This window comes from Arsukibacterium ikkense (genome assembly GCF_000987775.1).
In the GTDB taxonomy this organism is placed as follows: Bacteria; Pseudomonadota; Gammaproteobacteria; order Enterobacterales; family Alteromonadaceae; genus Alishewanella; species Alishewanella ikkense.
Window position 1 is genome coordinate 40,800 of the sequence record NZ_LAHO01000012.1, and the last position, 14,537, is coordinate 55,336.

A 14,537-nucleotide genomic window follows, 5' to 3' on the forward strand; every position below is an offset into this window, starting at 1 on the left:
AAAGCGTCTAATCAGCTTGTTGATATCTTTATTACTACAGTACATCACAGCTATCTCCAACGTTGTTGCTGGCATAGCGTCTATCAAATTTTTCTGTAGAAAATTGGATCTCCTGCAGCGCCAGTGATGCTCCAACCGAAAGTATTGGACTGCTGTAAACATAATCAGAGCCTGCCTCAGCAGGGCTATTCTGAAAAAAGCGACCATGAGGGTCGATCATCAGATAGGAATTACGCATATCGTCATTTTTTTCAGCACAAATGATGTTCTGAAAAGCGTGATGACGGGCGATAAACTTTTCAAAACGTGCCTCATCAATCACATTTTTCGTTGTGATGATGGGAAGCATCTGCAGAACTTTCCACTTCTGAGGCGATAAACGCTCAACAAAATCAGATAAATCGTCAAATACATTGATAGCATTTACTACGGTGTTTAGTTTTATTTTCAGGTATGGGTTGGCGTGTTTCCCAATATCAATAATGGAAAGTAATCGCTCAACGTCGAGTTTTTGCTGATGGGTGGTATGGCGCCCGATTAAATGATTAGAAGATAGCCGAGTTGAATCAATGCTTATGCCAAACCAGGTTAGTAGCGGTGCCATCTGAGCCATTAACTCTTCCGTCAACAGACTGCCATTAGTGATAATGGACACGTCAAATCCGATTCTTTTTGCCTCAAGCATAATTGGCAGAAGTTTCTTTGATAACAGTAATGGTTCTCCCCCGGCAAAATTCAATCGTACTTTTTTGTAAGTCGGGGACTTTGAGGTATCCAATGTGTTGTACTGGAACTGGATACAGTTATATAGTTCGAGTAGAAGCTTTGTAGTTGAATTTGAGTCATGGAATAACTCGCGTTTCTCATCAGGTTTTTTCCAGGCAGCGTAGCAATAATGGCAGCTGTAATTGCATACTTCGGTGATATGCCAGTTAATTACAAGTGTATCGGTATGGTTAGTATTCATGTTTCAGGCTCCTTATGTTAAGCCTGCTAAGCTTGCCGCCGAGACGGACTAGCCGTTATGAAATGTGCCGTACCCACCCTGATCTGTTCGCATAAGTTGTTGTTTTTGAATTAATTAAAAAGAGAATTTATTTTGGTCCGATTTCCATCAGTTGAATCCACTCTGCTCGAAGTGTATGAAAGTCTTGGTTGCGGCAGCTTTCAAACAAAAACAAAGAACAAATTCAAATCCGGGATGTCGTTGCAAAAACGACAAGAGATGCTCGGTAACATTTTTTCTGCAATCATCGGAAAACTGGGTGTGGAAGCTGATATAAGCGACATCCTGCACAACTTTTTTGAATTCTCAGCATCGAACAAAGCCGTCGAGGCGCATTGTTTCACCCAGAACGCCTCTCAACAGCAGGTTGTTTGGTGGGTAGCAGCATTCAGGATAGTCCCTTTCTTTGCCAGGAAAGCTGCATTCTGGAGTTTAGAAGAACCAGTCGATAAAGGTATGCCCGGTGGGCGTTTCTGGTATTTGCCTAACCTGGAAAATGAGGCGGTAACATTACCTGTTACCCACGTTGTAGATTGGCTGTTGGACTTGCTGGGCGCTTCTATTCATGGAGTTTCACAGGATTTGGCTATGAATTCTGATCCAGATGTTGACCGCTATGAGACAGTTTATCGATCGTTAAATAACTGGAAAAAAGGCACATTGCCTTCACCTGATACGATAGAAAAATATTTTTCCGATGATTCCATGCTCGTTTTTAATGGCACTTTTACGCCAACGACAGACTTAAAGTATCAGGATGTATATAAAGAAGCTCTTGATTTTGTAACCAGAAAAAATCTCAATGCGGAAAAGCTGCGCCATGAAATTCCAATGATTGAACCGGGTCGTATTGATAATGTGTTATCAGGTAATGCAGAGCAGGGTGAGGTAATGCATTTTATTAACCTACTGGCTATTCGGTATGCCAAGCCATCTTTTGGATTAGTCAGAACGCGCTTACTTTTTGCCAGAATGGTGCAAGACGGCTATCGTCGTTTACTTAAGCTTCTTTGTCCTGGTGTTAACCAATATTGCTCCGATCCGAATAAAAATAAGCTGTTACAGTTATTGTTCAGCTTTCAGGCAATTTACAACTTAACCATTGCGGCAGAGCGTAAATACTCACATATCGACGATACAGCAACTCGTATTGCCCATGAAAATATTTGGTTTGACAATAAATTGCCACCCTTAGAAAAGGCAATGATGTACCAGTCTGTTACAAATTCAGGTTCACAAGATACGCCACAGGATTTGGCGGGGCCACTGAATTTTATCTTTTCTCAGTTGCAACCAGAAGCTGGGATAATAGATATCTTTAGCTGTAATGAGCGAGGCATGATCTTCCCCTCTGAAGCCCGGGTGGAGCTGATCTCACTTCATGTGAAGTTATCAGAGCAGGTCTCAACAGCAATGCAAGAGGTAAAAGCAGGATCGCCATGGAGGGCATTTCAGAAAGTTACGATATTTCAAGCTATGACAACGTTGGTTCTCCAACAGCTCAGTAATAAAGGCTATGCGGCGGCATACCAGCGGTTGGAAGAGATAGCAGTTACAGATGATGAGAAGCTGCAGATTATTGCATTAAAACTGGAAAATATACTGATCCGAAATAATAGATTTAGTAAAGACTCATATAGCCTTGTCGATGGTTTACTGGGTCAAGCGAAGATAAGTGCTGCATACGAAGGTTGGCAAAACGTCAATTTGCTCAGACTGGAATCCAGACATTTGGTCAATTCGAATCAGTTTGATAAAGCAACTGAAGTGATGCGTGCAGCATTTAAACGCTGCGGTGCCGGAAGTTTTGGTTCAATGAAAGGTGAGCTTGCAAGAGATTGTCTGGCATTGGCTGTTTCAAATCAAAGGTTAATCCCGGAAAACCATACCACGTATTACGAGTCGATACTGGAATGGAATTGTCTGGAGAATATGACAGGAATTTTGCAGCAGCCTGATTTAGAAGACGTTGCTGTTGAGTGTGCTACTTTTTTCTGGGACAACTTATATAAGCCTTACCCACAGTTTAAAAAACAATTACCACTAATTCAATCACAGCTGGAGCATGTTACAAAACTGGTGTTTACGGGCGATAACTCTGCCCTATTGATGTGGCTCAAGCAGCACAAGAAGCTTTTGAGCAAACCTTTGCCCTATGTAAAAGCCGACAGTATCTTAATGTTTTGGTTAAAAGGCTTTCAGAAGATCCGCAAGAACATTTTACCCGGTTTTACAGGGGGGAAGTTATCTGAAAGAGACATGGTTAACGGTATTCTTAATAATATCCGTAATGGGTTAGTGGTTTTAGCAGAATTTGCGCCTAACCAAATTAATTTATGTGACTTTAAACAACAAACGCCATTGATGTTGGCCGCTGGTCATGGTGACGCGGAGTTTGTAGAAATGCTTTTAAATAATGGTGCAGAAGTAGACAAGCAAGATTTTACAGGCAAGACAGCGTTGCATGGTGCGATAAAATCAATGAACAATACCTGTGTTAAATTATTAATTGATGCTGGCTGCGCTATAGATGCAGAAGCATTGGGTGGCAGGACGCCTTTGCATACCGCTGCCTGGCGCTGTAATGTTTATGCGGTTGAGCAGATATTACAAAGAGACGTCAGCCTTGCAAACAAGAAAGACATAACAGGAAAAACACCCCTTGAGACAGTAGTGTCATTGTTAGATTACCCGGAGCAGTTGGCATTACTTAATAATAAGCTGAAGAGTCAGGGGGATAAGCTCGTTACGAGAACTGCGCTTGAAAATGTACGGGCGGCTTTTCTCAGTCAAATCAACAAACTTTAAGTCTGATGAAATGACCTATTTGCATTTGAAAAACAAAAATAAATAACGGCTAGAGCAACAAAGAAACCATGATCGCCAACGTGATGCTTTAAGGGCTTGTCGCTATTCCGTTTGAGCGTTAGCACGGTATAGCCATTTTTACCTGTATCTCGATAGGGTTTAGTTTTAATAGTGACTAGGTGTTGTAGCTCTGTTGGCGGTTGCCATTTTGCAATCAGGGTACTCCAGGTCGGATCACTGGCTACCCTGTTAACTCTTAATGTACATGCCAGCTCAAAAGCATCTGGTAGAGAGGTAAATATGGGCAAGAGCGCATTCAGGTAATTCCAGAGTTCATCTGGCTGCCAAAAATTAAAGCCGGACCAATCGTTAGTGCGGTACCAGACTGTTTTTTCGCAGGCTCTGAGAATTTGCTGTTGCTGCTTGTCAGATAGCGATTTAAATACAGATACAATCTTTTCAATGGTTTGCTCTGCAAAACGGTGTTTCGGCCACCGCGGCAGTTGATAATAAATTTTAGGCTCAGACTCTCGCATCTGATAATAATCTGACGGATGTACCTCTGAAGCACCGCGCGTTCCAGCTGAGAGAGTGTAAAAAATCTGTGTAAGTGGCATTCTATCCATGTATTTGAAAGGAATAAAGAATGCCAGTATCAGACCGGCTTATCGATCAGTTATTAGCTGACTACAAATCCCCTGAAGACCTGCTTGGTGAGCAAGGTATCCTTAAGCAGTTAACTAAGAAAATTGCTGAGCGTGCCCTTGAAGCTGAGATGGAGCAACATCTGGGCTACGCCAAACATGATGCTATCGGTAAGAATACCGGTAACTCACGCAATGGTAAAAGCCGTAAATCCGTACGCAGTATTCATGGCGACATCGAGCTTGAAACACCGCGTGACCGCAACGGCAGCTTTGAGCCTATGCTGATTAAGAAAGGCGAGAAACAGCTCGGTGGCTTTGATGAGCGCATCGTTTCCTTGTATGCCAGAGGCATGTCTACCCGCGACATTCAGGCCCATTTTGAAGAAGCCTATGGTGTTGAAGTTTCGCCGACCTTTATCTCGCAGGTAACCAACGCCGTACTGGACGAGGTTAAAGCCTGGCAGCAGCGGCCACTGGCTCCCGTATACCCGATAGTGTATCTGGACTGTTTAGTCGTGCGCAGCCGTGACTCAGGCAGCATCCAAAATAAGTCTGTCTACCTTGCCCTTGGTGTGAACACCGATGGGGAGAAAGAGCTGCTGGGTTTATGGATAGCACAAACCGAAGGTGCCAAGTTCTGGCTGTCGGTGATGAACGAGCTAAAAAACCGCGGTGTAGAAGATATCTTCATCGCCTGTGTTGATGGCTTAAAGGGCTTCCCGGATGCGATAGAAGCGGTTTACCCTAAAACCCAGGTACAGCTGTGCATCGTACATCAAATCCGCAACAGCCTGCGCTTCGTCAGCTGGAAAGAGCGTAAAGCCGTCGCAGCAGATTTAAAAACCATTTATGGCGCAGCCACTTTGCAGCAAGCCGAACAGGCGTTGGAGCAGTTCGCAGAAACCTGGGATAACCAGCATCCAAGCATCAGCAAATCCTGGCGTGATAACTGGACAAGGCTTAGCGTGTTCTTCGACTATCCGCCAGAAATACGCAAGGTGATTTATACCACCAACGCCATTGAATCACTGAATGCCAGCCTGCGTCAGGTCACCAAGACCAGACGGTCATTCCCAAGTGATGATGCGGTGTTGAAGTTGCTATATCTGGCTTTACACCAGATTGCTAAAAAGTGGACAATGCCACTACGAGATTGGAAGCCTGCAATGACGCAGTTTATGATTATGTATGGTGACCGAGTATCGTTATGATAAACAGCCACTTACACAAAAGATTTTATAGTCTCTTGTGTGGATAATCCTCATCAATACGTGAGAGCACTTCCTAGTCACTTAGGGTGCACCTGAAAAGTCTGTTGTATCAGCTTCAATGGTAGGATTAAAGCAAGCGCTGGCTGTATCTGCGCATCCCTTCAAAAATTGGTTCGGCTATAAAACCGGGAAAACCAGCGGGCAGTTCATCAGCAACTTGATTGATTACATCTGCAGTCATGCTTCCCATTTCATGCAGTATCCGCTCCATGCCCGATAATGGAAAACCAACTTCATTAGCGGTGTTGAAGAAGTGTTTAGGGCCGATCAACCGGCATTCTGTTTTTCTTCCTTTAGAGCCTTTTAATGACATTGCCAAGCGCAAGTCTTTTTCATGTAAACCCTTTTTAGAGATTGCAGGAAATGCGGACAAGATATCGTATAGCGGTGTTAGCCGGTATTGATCTTGCCGTTCAAGAAAAATGGAGAAGTTTTTAGCGTGACCATCGGTTGCACCCAGCAGCCAGAATAAAACCTGGGTGCGCATAAAAGTTTCTCTATCATGCCTGGGATTTGCAGCACCTAGTAGTTCCTGCATTATGGTTGAAATGGCAGGGCCGCCGTCTACTTCATATTTTCGAGCGGGGGAGGTGCCGCTAACCTGGCAGAAATCCTCTTGTGGTAGTCGCATGATCCAGCTGTTATCGGCCGCCATCTTGCGATCAAAGCGCTCAACCGCTAACGCCTTAATGCCGTCCGGCATTATCATCTGACAGTTTGCAGTTTCAAAGCCGTAGGCCTTGGCGATTTTAAGGCATAGATACTCATTCTCAACACTGTGCGTCATATCAATCACACGATCATGTGAGCGTATCTCACCTATTGGCAGCTTAATAATGTGCGTTGTTGGTGTAGCGTTATGCGGCAAGCACCAATGGCCTTGATGGAATAATAGTGCCGTTTTTTCCTGTGCACCGGCCAGTGAAATACGAAAATCTTGTGTATCGTCCAACATGCCTAAGGGTTTTTTTGACTGATAGCCATTTAATATTTTTGCTAGATCAGTATCCGTTAGCGAACTCGCCTCAATGCGTTTAATGATAGGCGCAGCTGCACCTGATGGAACCAGCTGTATTGCACCGACACAATCCCTGCCGACCTGGCTAAGGATATCAAAAGGTTCGGTTGAGTTTGCTTTAAAGCGTGCCACCATTCGCTCGCGAATTTCGCGAGAGTCGGGCAGTAAGTTGTCAAAAAAGTTATAGACTTCCGGCCCTGTATAACGTTCTGGTCGAAGCGTTAAGGAAAGCGATAAGCTTCGACGTCCTGGCGAGTCCAGCCAATCAGTATCGTAAGTGAAAACATTCGTACCCCGTCTATCGCGCTGGTATTCACCCACCCTGATCCCATTCATGTAAATATCAAGCGTGTCCATTTACCAGCCCTCCTGCCATTTACTTTGGTCTGGTTCTGCGGATTTATCGCGGGGGGAGATATCCAGCTGTAGCTGCAACGCGGCAAGGATTTTGAAAAATGTGGCTAACTTGCAGGATTCAGGTTTGTTCTCAAAATCAGAAATTGTCGCCACCCGAAGACCGACCAACTGAGCGATCTCTGCTTGCGTAACACCGTGCTTTTTGCGATATGCTTTTATCAGGGTGCTAAGTTGTTCTGGACGAGTGATCTGCATCAAACACACTCCACCTTATTAGATGTACTTTGTTATGAATGTATACGCCTTACCGTAAATTTTGTCAATATACGCTAAGGCGTAATTTACATTTGTATACGCTGTGGCGTAATAAAGGAAGTTGAGCTTGGTGGTTTACGGCTGGAACATAGTGGGTATTTATAGCAATTCGAACACCAAAAATAATCTAAAAAGTGTCGAAAATTTCCGACAGGAAAACTCAGCTTTTTTTCAGAATTTAAAAAATTTTGTCGTGAGTGAAACAGGGCAGAAGTCATTTTTTAAAAAGATTACTGTGACCAAAAATGTGACCAATCGGTGTAAAATGGCACAAATTTAGTGTTGTTTTATTGCTTAGTAACTTATTAAGCCAATAATAAATAAGGAAAATATATTTTTTGGATGTGTTTTAGGCACTTTGCCCAGTGAGAACGCGTTGTTCGACCAATTTGCCTGGAGTAAATTGGAACAGCTTTAGCTGGCCCTTTAGGGTGAGGCAGAAATGAGCGAGATATTCCTCTAAAAAACCAGACACTCCTTAGGTTAGAATACGCTTGCTGTATCTGCGCATTTCTTCAAAGATTGGCACTGAAATAAATGCCGGAAAGGCTGACAAAATATCGTATAGCGGTGTAAGCCGGTACTGGTCTTGCTGCTCAATATAAATTGAGCGGTTTTTCGCGTGGCCATCGGTTGCACCTGGCGTAATTATCGTCAATAAAACCGACACAAAAACTCAGATTTTTTAAGCGTCCCCGGCAATAAACAGCACGGAGTCAGGGCCGGCAAGTTATGCGTATAAATAATGTTGGCAACCATTGAGCCAGGACTGCCGCTTTGGCGTAAATACCCTAGTAAAACAGTCGGGATTAATACTTGAGTAAATTACTCAAGTATTATACTATGCTGCTATTGTCGTAAAAAAATCAGCCCAGCAGGGATGCAAACCACCTTTTATTTTGTATTGTCAGGTGGCAAGCAGGTTTAACACTATCGGGGAACAATCAGAGTATGACTGAACAAATCGACCAGGCGTTATCCCGCACCTATGATGCCGGATTTATTTCCGACATTGAGTCTGAGACATTCGCTGCAGAATTGAATGAAGATGTAATCAGGCGGATCTCTGCCATGAAAAACGAGCCTGACTGGATGCTGGAATGGCGTCTGCGAGCTTACCAAAACTGGCTGACGATGACAGAGCCTGAGTGGGCTCATGTGCATTATCCAAAAATTAATTATCAGGCTATCTCGTACTATTCAGCGCCTAAAAGTATGAAAGACAAACCTAAATCTCTCGACGAGGTGGATCCTGAGCTGTTGCGGGTCTACGAAAAACTGGGCATACCCCTGTATGAACAGGAAATGCTGGCGGGTGTTGCGGTGGATGTGGTATTCGACTCGGTGTCGGTTGTCACCACTTTTCGTGAGAAGCTGCAAGAAGCGGGGGTTATTTTCTGCCCGATATCTGAAGCTATTCAAACCTATCCTGAGCTGGTAAAAAAATATCTTGGCTCGGTAGTACCGCGCTCTGACAATTACTTTGCGGCATTAAACAGTGCTGTTTTTACCGATGGCTCCTTTGTTTACATTCCCAAGGGTGTGCGCTGCCCGATGGAGCTTTCTACTTACTTTCGGATTAATGAGCAAAACACCGGACAATTCGAACGCACCCTGATTATTGCCGATGAAGGCAGTTTTGTCAGTTATCTCGAAGGCTGTACCGCGCCGCAGCGTGACGAAAATCAGCTGCATGCTGCCGTGGTTGAGCTGATTGCGATGGATGATGCACAAATTAAATATTCCACGGTGCAAAACTGGTATCCCGGCGATGAGCATGGCAAAGGTGGTATTTATAACTTTGTCACTAAGCGGGCTTTATGTCATACCAATGCGAAAGTCTCCTGGACTCAGGTAGAGACAGGCTCGGCTATTACCTGGAAATACCCCAGTTGCATCCTGAAAGGCGATAACAGTGTCGGTGAGTTTTACTCGGTAGCACTGACCCGCGGTCGCCAGCAGGCAGATACCGGCACCAAGATGATCCATCTGGGTAAAAACACTAAATCAACCATTATTGCTAAGGGCATAAGCGCCGGACACAGCAATAATACCTACCGCGGCTTGGTGCATATGGGCCCCAAAGCAGATGGTGCCCGTAATTTCACCCAATGTGATTCGTTATTGATTGGTGATCTCTGTGGCGCCCACACCTTTCCCTACATCGAAAGCCGAAACCCCAGTGCTAAGGTTGAGCACGAAGCAACCACCTCTAAAGTAGGTGATGATCAGTTATTTTTATGTCAGCAACGCGGTCTGGATGCTGAAAAAGCGGTTTCGATGATCGTCAACGGCTTTTGTAAAGCGGTGTTTAAAGAATTGCCAATGGAGTTCGCTGTTGAAGCGGGCAAATTACTCGAAATCAGTCTCGAAGGCTCAGTAGGATAATCAGTCAATGCTAACCATTAAAAACCTGCACGCAAGCGTAGAACAAAAAAATATCCTGAACGGCTTAAACCTGTCGATTAAACAAGGTGAAGTACATGCCATTATGGGCCCGAACGGCGCAGGTAAAAGCACCCTGGGTTACGTTTTATCTGGCCGCGACGGCTATCAGGTTACCGATGGCGAGGTAGACTTTCAGGGCAATAATCTGCTGGAGCTGGACGTAGAACAACGGGCTCGTCATGGCCTGTTTCTGGCGTTTCAATACCCGGTTGAAATACCCGGGGTTAGCAACATGGAATTAATGAAAGAATCGGTCAATGCCGTGCGTCAGCACCGGGCCGAAACGCCGCTAACGGCAGCTGAGTTTCTGAAAAAAGCCAAAGCAGCCTGTCAGCAAGTGCAACTACCACTGGAATTTTTAAAGCGTGGTATTAATGAAGGCTTTTCAGGCGGCGAGAAAAAACGAAATGAAATCATGCAGATGATTTTACTTGAACCCAGCCTCTGCATTTTAGACGAATCCGATTCCGGGCTGGATGTCGATGCCTTGCAAATAGTGGCTAATGGCGTCAACAGTCAACGTGATGGCAAGCGCAGCTTTATTGTCATTACCCATTATCAGCGCTTACTCGATTTTATCGAACCTGATTTCGTGCATATTTTAGCCAATGGCAAAATAGTTAAAACGGGCGATGCCGCACTGGCGAAACAAATTGAAAAAGAGGGCTACGCCTTTCTGGGTTTAGATAACAGCGCGGAGGCCAGCGCATGACATGGCTGCAACAGGTGATAGACCGTGGTCAGCAGATAGACGACTGGCTCAGCCCGTTGCGGTTGCAAGCCATTGAGACACTGCAGCAGGCTGCCTGGCCTACCCGCCGCACAGAAAGCTGGAAGTATACCTCTCTGGCTGCGTTAGAGCAGCAGCAGCTGCGGTTAGCGCAGCCGGCAACACCGCCAGCAGAGCCGCCGCAAACGGCTATTCCCGGCTTAAACAGCCTTGATCTGTTGTTTGTCAATGGTGTGTTACAAACGGATATTAGCCAACTGCCGTTAGCTGCCGGATTGCAGCTGCATACCCTGCGCAGCGCCAGTGCAATACAGCGAGTGATCACCACCTCTATGTATGCACAGGTAAAGCCGCAACGGCACCTGTTTGGCCTGGTGAACGATGTGTTGGCAAATGAGGTGTTATTTATTGATATTGCTCATGACAGCCATATTGAGCAGCCTATCCGTATTATCAGCCGGGTTAGCGAGGGGCAGGAGTCACACCATCGGGTATTAGTGCGGGTTGGCGACCGGGCAACCGTTACGATTATTGAGCAAACGCAAAGCGAACACGCCAGCTTCAGTACCGGCTTTACCGAAATTGAACTGGGCGAGCAGGCAAAACTGGAGCATTACAGGCTGGTTATGCATACCCGTCAGGCCATTTACTTTGGCGGCTGTCATATTTGCCTGCATGATAAAGCTGAACTTAACAGCACTATGCTTGGTTATGGCAGCGAGTTGTCGCGCACAGATATCGACATCATGCACAATGGCCAGCACGCCAGGGCCAAACTTAACGCCATATACCTGCTGGGCGAGTCAGAACACTTTGATTTGCACAGCACCATAGAACACGCCAAACCTCATGGCAGCACAGAAGAAAATGTGCGGGGTATTGTCGGTGATAAAGCCAATGCCGTCTTTAATGGCCGCATTCACATTCATCGCGGGGCACAAAAAACCCAGGCGGCGCTGCAAAACCGCAACCTGTTATTGTCACGGCGTGGTCAAATCAACACCAAGCCAGAACTGGAAATTTATGCCGATGACGTGCAATGTGCGCATGGCGCCACCGTCGCTGAAATTGCAGAAGAAGCACTGTATTATTTGCGCACACGCGGTATCTGCCGCTCAAAGGCGCTGATAATGCTTAACTTCGGTTTTATTCAGGAGCTGATTAACCAAATGCCAAACCCACTGCTGGCGCAATGGCTGGAGCCACAGTTAAGAGCGCGTTTTAAGGAGATGGAAGTGCGATGATGCGATCACCTGACAGCCTTAATCTTGAGGCGATACGTGCCCAGTTTCCTATTTTACACAGGCAAATTGACGGCAAGCCGCTGGTGTATCTGGATAATGCCGCTACCACCCAAAAACCAGTGGCGGTAATTCAGGCTATCACTGATTTTTATACCCAGTGCAATGCCAATGTGCATCGTGGGGCCCATCAGCTGGCCGACGAAGCGACCCGGCGCTTTGAACAAGCACGGGATACCGTGGCCAGTTTTATTCATGCCGCCAATCGCAACGAAGTTATCTGGACCAGCGGCACCACCGAAGCGATAAATATAGTGGCACATGGCATGGCCCAGCGCCTGCAACCGCGCGATGAAGTGCTGGTGACGGAAATGGAGCATCACGCTAATCTGGTCACCTGGCAACAAGCCTGCCTGCGCAGCGGTGCCAGCTTAAAAATTGTGCCTATTGACGACAATGGTGCGCTGAACACTGAGGCGTTTTCCCGCTTATTAACCGAACGTACCAGAATGGTTGCGCTACCGCACGTGTCGAATGCGCTGGGCACCATCAACCCCATTAAGGCGCTAACGGCAGAAGCTAAAGCTAAAGGGGCTCTGGTGCTGATTGATGGCGCTCAGGGTATTGCGCATGGCGCTGTGGATGTTATCGATATTGGCGCTGATTTTTATGTCTTTTCCGGCCATAAACTGTTTGGCCCCACCGGTGTAGGGGTGCTTTGGGGCAAGGCTGAGGTACTGCATAACTGGCCAGTCTGGCAAACCGGCGGCGAAATGATAGCTGAGGTAAGCTACCAAACGGCGACCTGGGGCGAACTGCCTAATCGTCTGGAAGCCGGCACACCAAATATTGCCGGCGCTATTGGTCTGGCTGCGGCCATTGACTGGTTTCAACAGCTTGATATCAAAGCGGTGCAGGCACATGAACGTGCCTTATTAGCGCACGCCACTAAACTGGGGCAGGCCTTTGCTGGCCTGCAGATGGTGGGTACCGCGCCTGACAAAATCGGCGTGTTCAGTTTTTTACTGCAAGGCTGCCACCCAGCTGATATTGGTTTTATCCTCGACCGACAAGGTATCGCCATTCGTACCGGATCACATTGTGCGCAACCTCTGATGCAGCGGTTAGGGTTGCCCGGTACGGCAAGAGCTTCATTCTCAGTCTATAACACCCTGGATGAAGTGGATGCCCTGTTTTTAGCCTTACACAAAACCCAGCAAATGCTGGCCTGAGGAACCCGGAATGACAGTAGAAACCTTCACACCTGATATTGCAGCGGACAACATAGTTTGCCTGACCGACATGGCGATTCACCATTTTGAATGCCAGTTGGCCAGTACGCCCGGCCATGTGGTACGGCTTTCCACCAAAACCAGCGGCTGCACCGGCTATGCCTATGTGTTAGACATCGCTGTACAGCCGGTCGCGGGCGATACCGTGATTAACGCCAGCGATAAACTGATTTTCTGCGTCTCACCTGATGCATTAAATCTGGTTAGAAATACTGAAATTGATTACGTCAAACAGGGCCTGAACGGGGTGTTAAAGTTTAACAACCCGAATATAGTGGCGGAATGCGGTTGCGGCGAAAGTTTTAACGTCGGTTAAGCCTTTGCGCCTTGCTATTGCTGTTTCAGATAAGGTGAAGTAGATGCCACAAAAAATCGTCGCTATCCACCGTGACTGTATTGTCAGACGCGTACCTAATGGCGACCGGATACTGATCGCCGCCGGCGAATTTGTCAGCATTACCCAGGAGCTGGGTGGTAATTACACTATCACCTGGCGTGGCAATATGTACCGCATCGATGGTACCGATGCCGATGCGATTGGCCGCAAGCCACTGCAGCTTGTATTTAGCCCCCCTGCGCATGGCGAAATTGATGAAAAACAGGTGTTTCAGGCGCTTGAAAGCATTTATGACCCAGAAATACCTATCAATCTGGTGTCGCTTGGCCTGATTTACACCGTGAAAATAGAGCAGGCAACGCATACGGTGCATATTGCTATGACCCTCACCGCACCTGCCTGCGGTATGGGGCCGGTGCTGGTTGGCGATGTTGAATACCGGGTAAGTATGGTGCCTAACGTTGCGAAAGTGCAGGTTACGCTGGTTTTTGACCCGCCCTGGGCCCGGCATATGATGAGCGAAGAAGCCCAGCTGGAAGCTGGCCTGTTTTTTTAATACTCACATTATTTAACGCAGGCAGTGACTGTTAACCAACAGCATCACCCACAAAGAGAGGCTTATGACATTACCCGGTTATGCACAAATCATAGAAGATATCGCCTTTTTTGATGATTGGGAGCAGCGTTACCAGTACATCATTGACTTGGGTAAAAGTATCCCGCCGTTGGCTGCTGAGCATAAAACAGCGGCGCATCTGGTTGCCGGCTGTCAGAGCAAGGTGTGGCTTACCAGTCAGCAGCAAGGGGGGCGGCTGCAATTTCAGGCTGACAGTGATGCCGTTATCGTCAATGGCTTACTGGCTGTGGTACTGGCAGCGTATCACAATCAAACACCAGCGGCGATCCTGGCTTTTGCTATTGATGACTATTTTAAAACACTGGATTTAGAACGTCATATCAGTCCGTTGCGTGGCAATGGCCTGCGAGCCATAGTGGCCAGAATAATCAGTATGGCTAAACGGGCGCAGTCTGAGATCAGCCAGTAGCGTTGTTGCAGATAAGCGGCG

General features: G+C 46.6%; 14 protein-coding genes. 9 read left to right on the forward strand and 5 right to left on the reverse strand.

Annotation, left to right across the window (positions count from 1 at the left end):
- Positions 1-34: 34 nt before the first annotated feature.
- Positions 35-967 (reverse strand): viperin family antiviral radical SAM protein, encoded by a 933-nt coding sequence (locus WG68_RS12505; protein ID WP_046558040.1) that lies wholly within the window; start codon positions 965-967, stop codon positions 35-37.
- Positions 968-1,099: 132 nt separating this feature from the next.
- On the opposite strand from WG68_RS12505, the gene WG68_RS19150 reads away from it, so the two are divergent.
- The gene (locus tag WG68_RS19150) at positions 1,100-3,814 is read left to right on the forward strand and encodes an ankyrin repeat domain-containing protein (RefSeq protein ID WP_152663096.1); all 2,715 of its coding nucleotides are present in this window, start codon (positions 1,100-1,102) and stop codon (positions 3,812-3,814) included.
- On the opposite strand, the gene WG68_RS12515 is transcribed toward WG68_RS19150, so the two are convergent.
- Positions 3,811-4,431, reverse strand: coding sequence for a hypothetical protein (locus tag WG68_RS12515; RefSeq protein WP_152663097.1), 621 nt, complete (start codon positions 4,429-4,431; stop codon positions 3,811-3,813). The two genes, WG68_RS19150 and WG68_RS12515, sit on opposite strands and share 4 nt — an antisense overlap.
- Before the next feature lie 29 nt (positions 4,432-4,460).
- Between WG68_RS12515 and WG68_RS12520 the strand changes: the two genes are divergently transcribed.
- Positions 4,461-5,672: an IS256 family transposase gene (locus WG68_RS12520; RefSeq protein WP_046558042.1), complete on the forward strand. Its 1,212-nt coding sequence runs from the start codon at positions 4,461-4,463 to the stop codon at positions 5,670-5,672.
- 127 nt (positions 5,673-5,799) lie between these two features.
- Here the strand turns inward: WG68_RS12520 and WG68_RS12525 are convergent, their stop codons facing one another.
- The 3 genes from WG68_RS12525 to WG68_RS12540 form a co-directional block, all read right to left on the reverse strand.
- Positions 5,800-7,107 carry a type II toxin-antitoxin system HipA family toxin gene (locus tag WG68_RS12525; RefSeq protein WP_046558043.1) on the reverse strand — a complete coding sequence of 436 codons (1,308 nt, stop codon included), beginning with the start codon at positions 7,105-7,107 and terminating at the stop codon, positions 5,800-5,802.
- Positions 7,108-7,362: a helix-turn-helix domain-containing protein gene (locus WG68_RS12530; RefSeq protein ID WP_046558044.1), complete on the reverse strand. Its 255-nt coding sequence runs from the start codon at positions 7,360-7,362 to the stop codon at positions 7,108-7,110. It abuts the gene before it with no gap.
- Positions 7,363-7,900: 538 nt separating this feature from the next.
- Entirely contained in the window at positions 7,901-8,092 is a 192-nt protein-coding gene (locus tag WG68_RS12540) for a HipA domain-containing protein (RefSeq protein ID WP_046558046.1), read from the reverse strand.
- Between the two features lie 281 nt (positions 8,093-8,373).
- On the opposite strand from WG68_RS12540, the gene sufB reads away from it, so the two are divergent.
- From sufB to WG68_RS12575, 7 genes are all read left to right on the forward strand, one after another.
- Positions 8,374-9,810, forward strand: coding sequence for a Fe-S cluster assembly protein SufB (sufB, locus tag WG68_RS12545; protein WP_046558047.1), 1,437 nt, complete (start codon positions 8,374-8,376; stop codon positions 9,808-9,810).
- A 7-nt stretch (positions 9,811-9,817) separates the two neighbouring features.
- Positions 9,818-10,582, forward strand: coding sequence for a Fe-S cluster assembly ATPase SufC (gene sufC, locus WG68_RS12550; protein WP_046558048.1), 765 nt, complete (start codon positions 9,818-9,820; stop codon positions 10,580-10,582).
- On the forward strand, positions 10,579-11,844 hold the full coding sequence (gene sufD, locus WG68_RS12555) for a Fe-S cluster assembly protein SufD (RefSeq protein ID WP_046558049.1): 1,266 nt from the start codon (positions 10,579-10,581) through the stop codon (positions 11,842-11,844). The genes sufC and sufD overlap by 4 nt, the downstream gene beginning before the upstream one ends.
- Complete coding sequence (locus WG68_RS12560) at positions 11,841-13,073, forward strand: aminotransferase class V-fold PLP-dependent enzyme (protein ID WP_200897593.1); 1,233 nt, start codon at positions 11,841-11,843, stop codon at positions 13,071-13,073. The genes sufD and WG68_RS12560 overlap by 4 nt, the downstream gene beginning before the upstream one ends.
- Before the next feature lie 10 nt (positions 13,074-13,083).
- Positions 13,084-13,449, forward strand: coding sequence for a HesB/IscA family protein (locus WG68_RS12565; RefSeq protein WP_046558050.1), 366 nt, complete (start codon positions 13,084-13,086; stop codon positions 13,447-13,449).
- A 43-nt stretch (positions 13,450-13,492) separates the two neighbouring features.
- Positions 13,493-14,026 carry a putative Fe-S cluster assembly protein SufT gene (gene sufT / locus WG68_RS12570; RefSeq protein ID WP_046558051.1) on the forward strand — a complete coding sequence of 178 codons (534 nt, stop codon included), beginning with the start codon at positions 13,493-13,495 and terminating at the stop codon, positions 14,024-14,026.
- 64 nt (positions 14,027-14,090) lie between these two features.
- Positions 14,091-14,516 (forward strand): SufE family protein, encoded by a 426-nt coding sequence (locus WG68_RS12575; protein WP_046558052.1) that lies wholly within the window; start codon positions 14,091-14,093, stop codon positions 14,514-14,516.
- Positions 14,517-14,537: the final 21 nt, after the last annotated feature.

Coding starts and splice junctions, on each gene's coding strand:
- WG68_RS12505 (WP_046558040.1), bottom strand. CDS start 967: ATGAATACTAACCATACCGATACACTTGTAATTAACTGGCATATCACC.
- WG68_RS12515 (WP_152663097.1), bottom strand. CDS start 4,431: ATGCCACTTACACAGATTTTTTACACTCTCTCAGCTGGAACGCGCGGT.
- WG68_RS12520 (WP_046558042.1), top strand. CDS start 4,461: ATGCCAGTATCAGACCGGCTTATCGATCAGTTATTAGCTGACTACAAA.
- WG68_RS12525 (WP_046558043.1), bottom strand. CDS start 7,107: ATGGACACGCTTGATATTTACATGAATGGGATCAGGGTGGGTGAATAC.
- WG68_RS12530 (WP_046558044.1), bottom strand. CDS start 7,362: ATGCAGATCACTCGTCCAGAACAACTTAGCACCCTGATAAAAGCATAT.
- sufB (WP_046558047.1), top strand. CDS start 8,374: ATGACTGAACAAATCGACCAGGCGTTATCCCGCACCTATGATGCCGGA.
- sufC (WP_046558048.1), top strand. CDS start 9,818: ATGCTAACCATTAAAAACCTGCACGCAAGCGTAGAACAAAAAAATATC.
- sufD (WP_046558049.1), top strand. CDS start 10,579: ATGACATGGCTGCAACAGGTGATAGACCGTGGTCAGCAGATAGACGAC.
- WG68_RS12560 (WP_200897593.1), top strand. CDS start 11,841: ATGATGCGATCACCTGACAGCCTTAATCTTGAGGCGATACGTGCCCAG.
- WG68_RS12565 (WP_046558050.1), top strand. CDS start 13,084: ATGACAGTAGAAACCTTCACACCTGATATTGCAGCGGACAACATAGTT.
- sufT (WP_046558051.1), top strand. CDS start 13,493: ATGCCACAAAAAATCGTCGCTATCCACCGTGACTGTATTGTCAGACGC.
- WG68_RS12575 (WP_046558052.1), top strand. CDS start 14,091: ATGACATTACCCGGTTATGCACAAATCATAGAAGATATCGCCTTTTTT.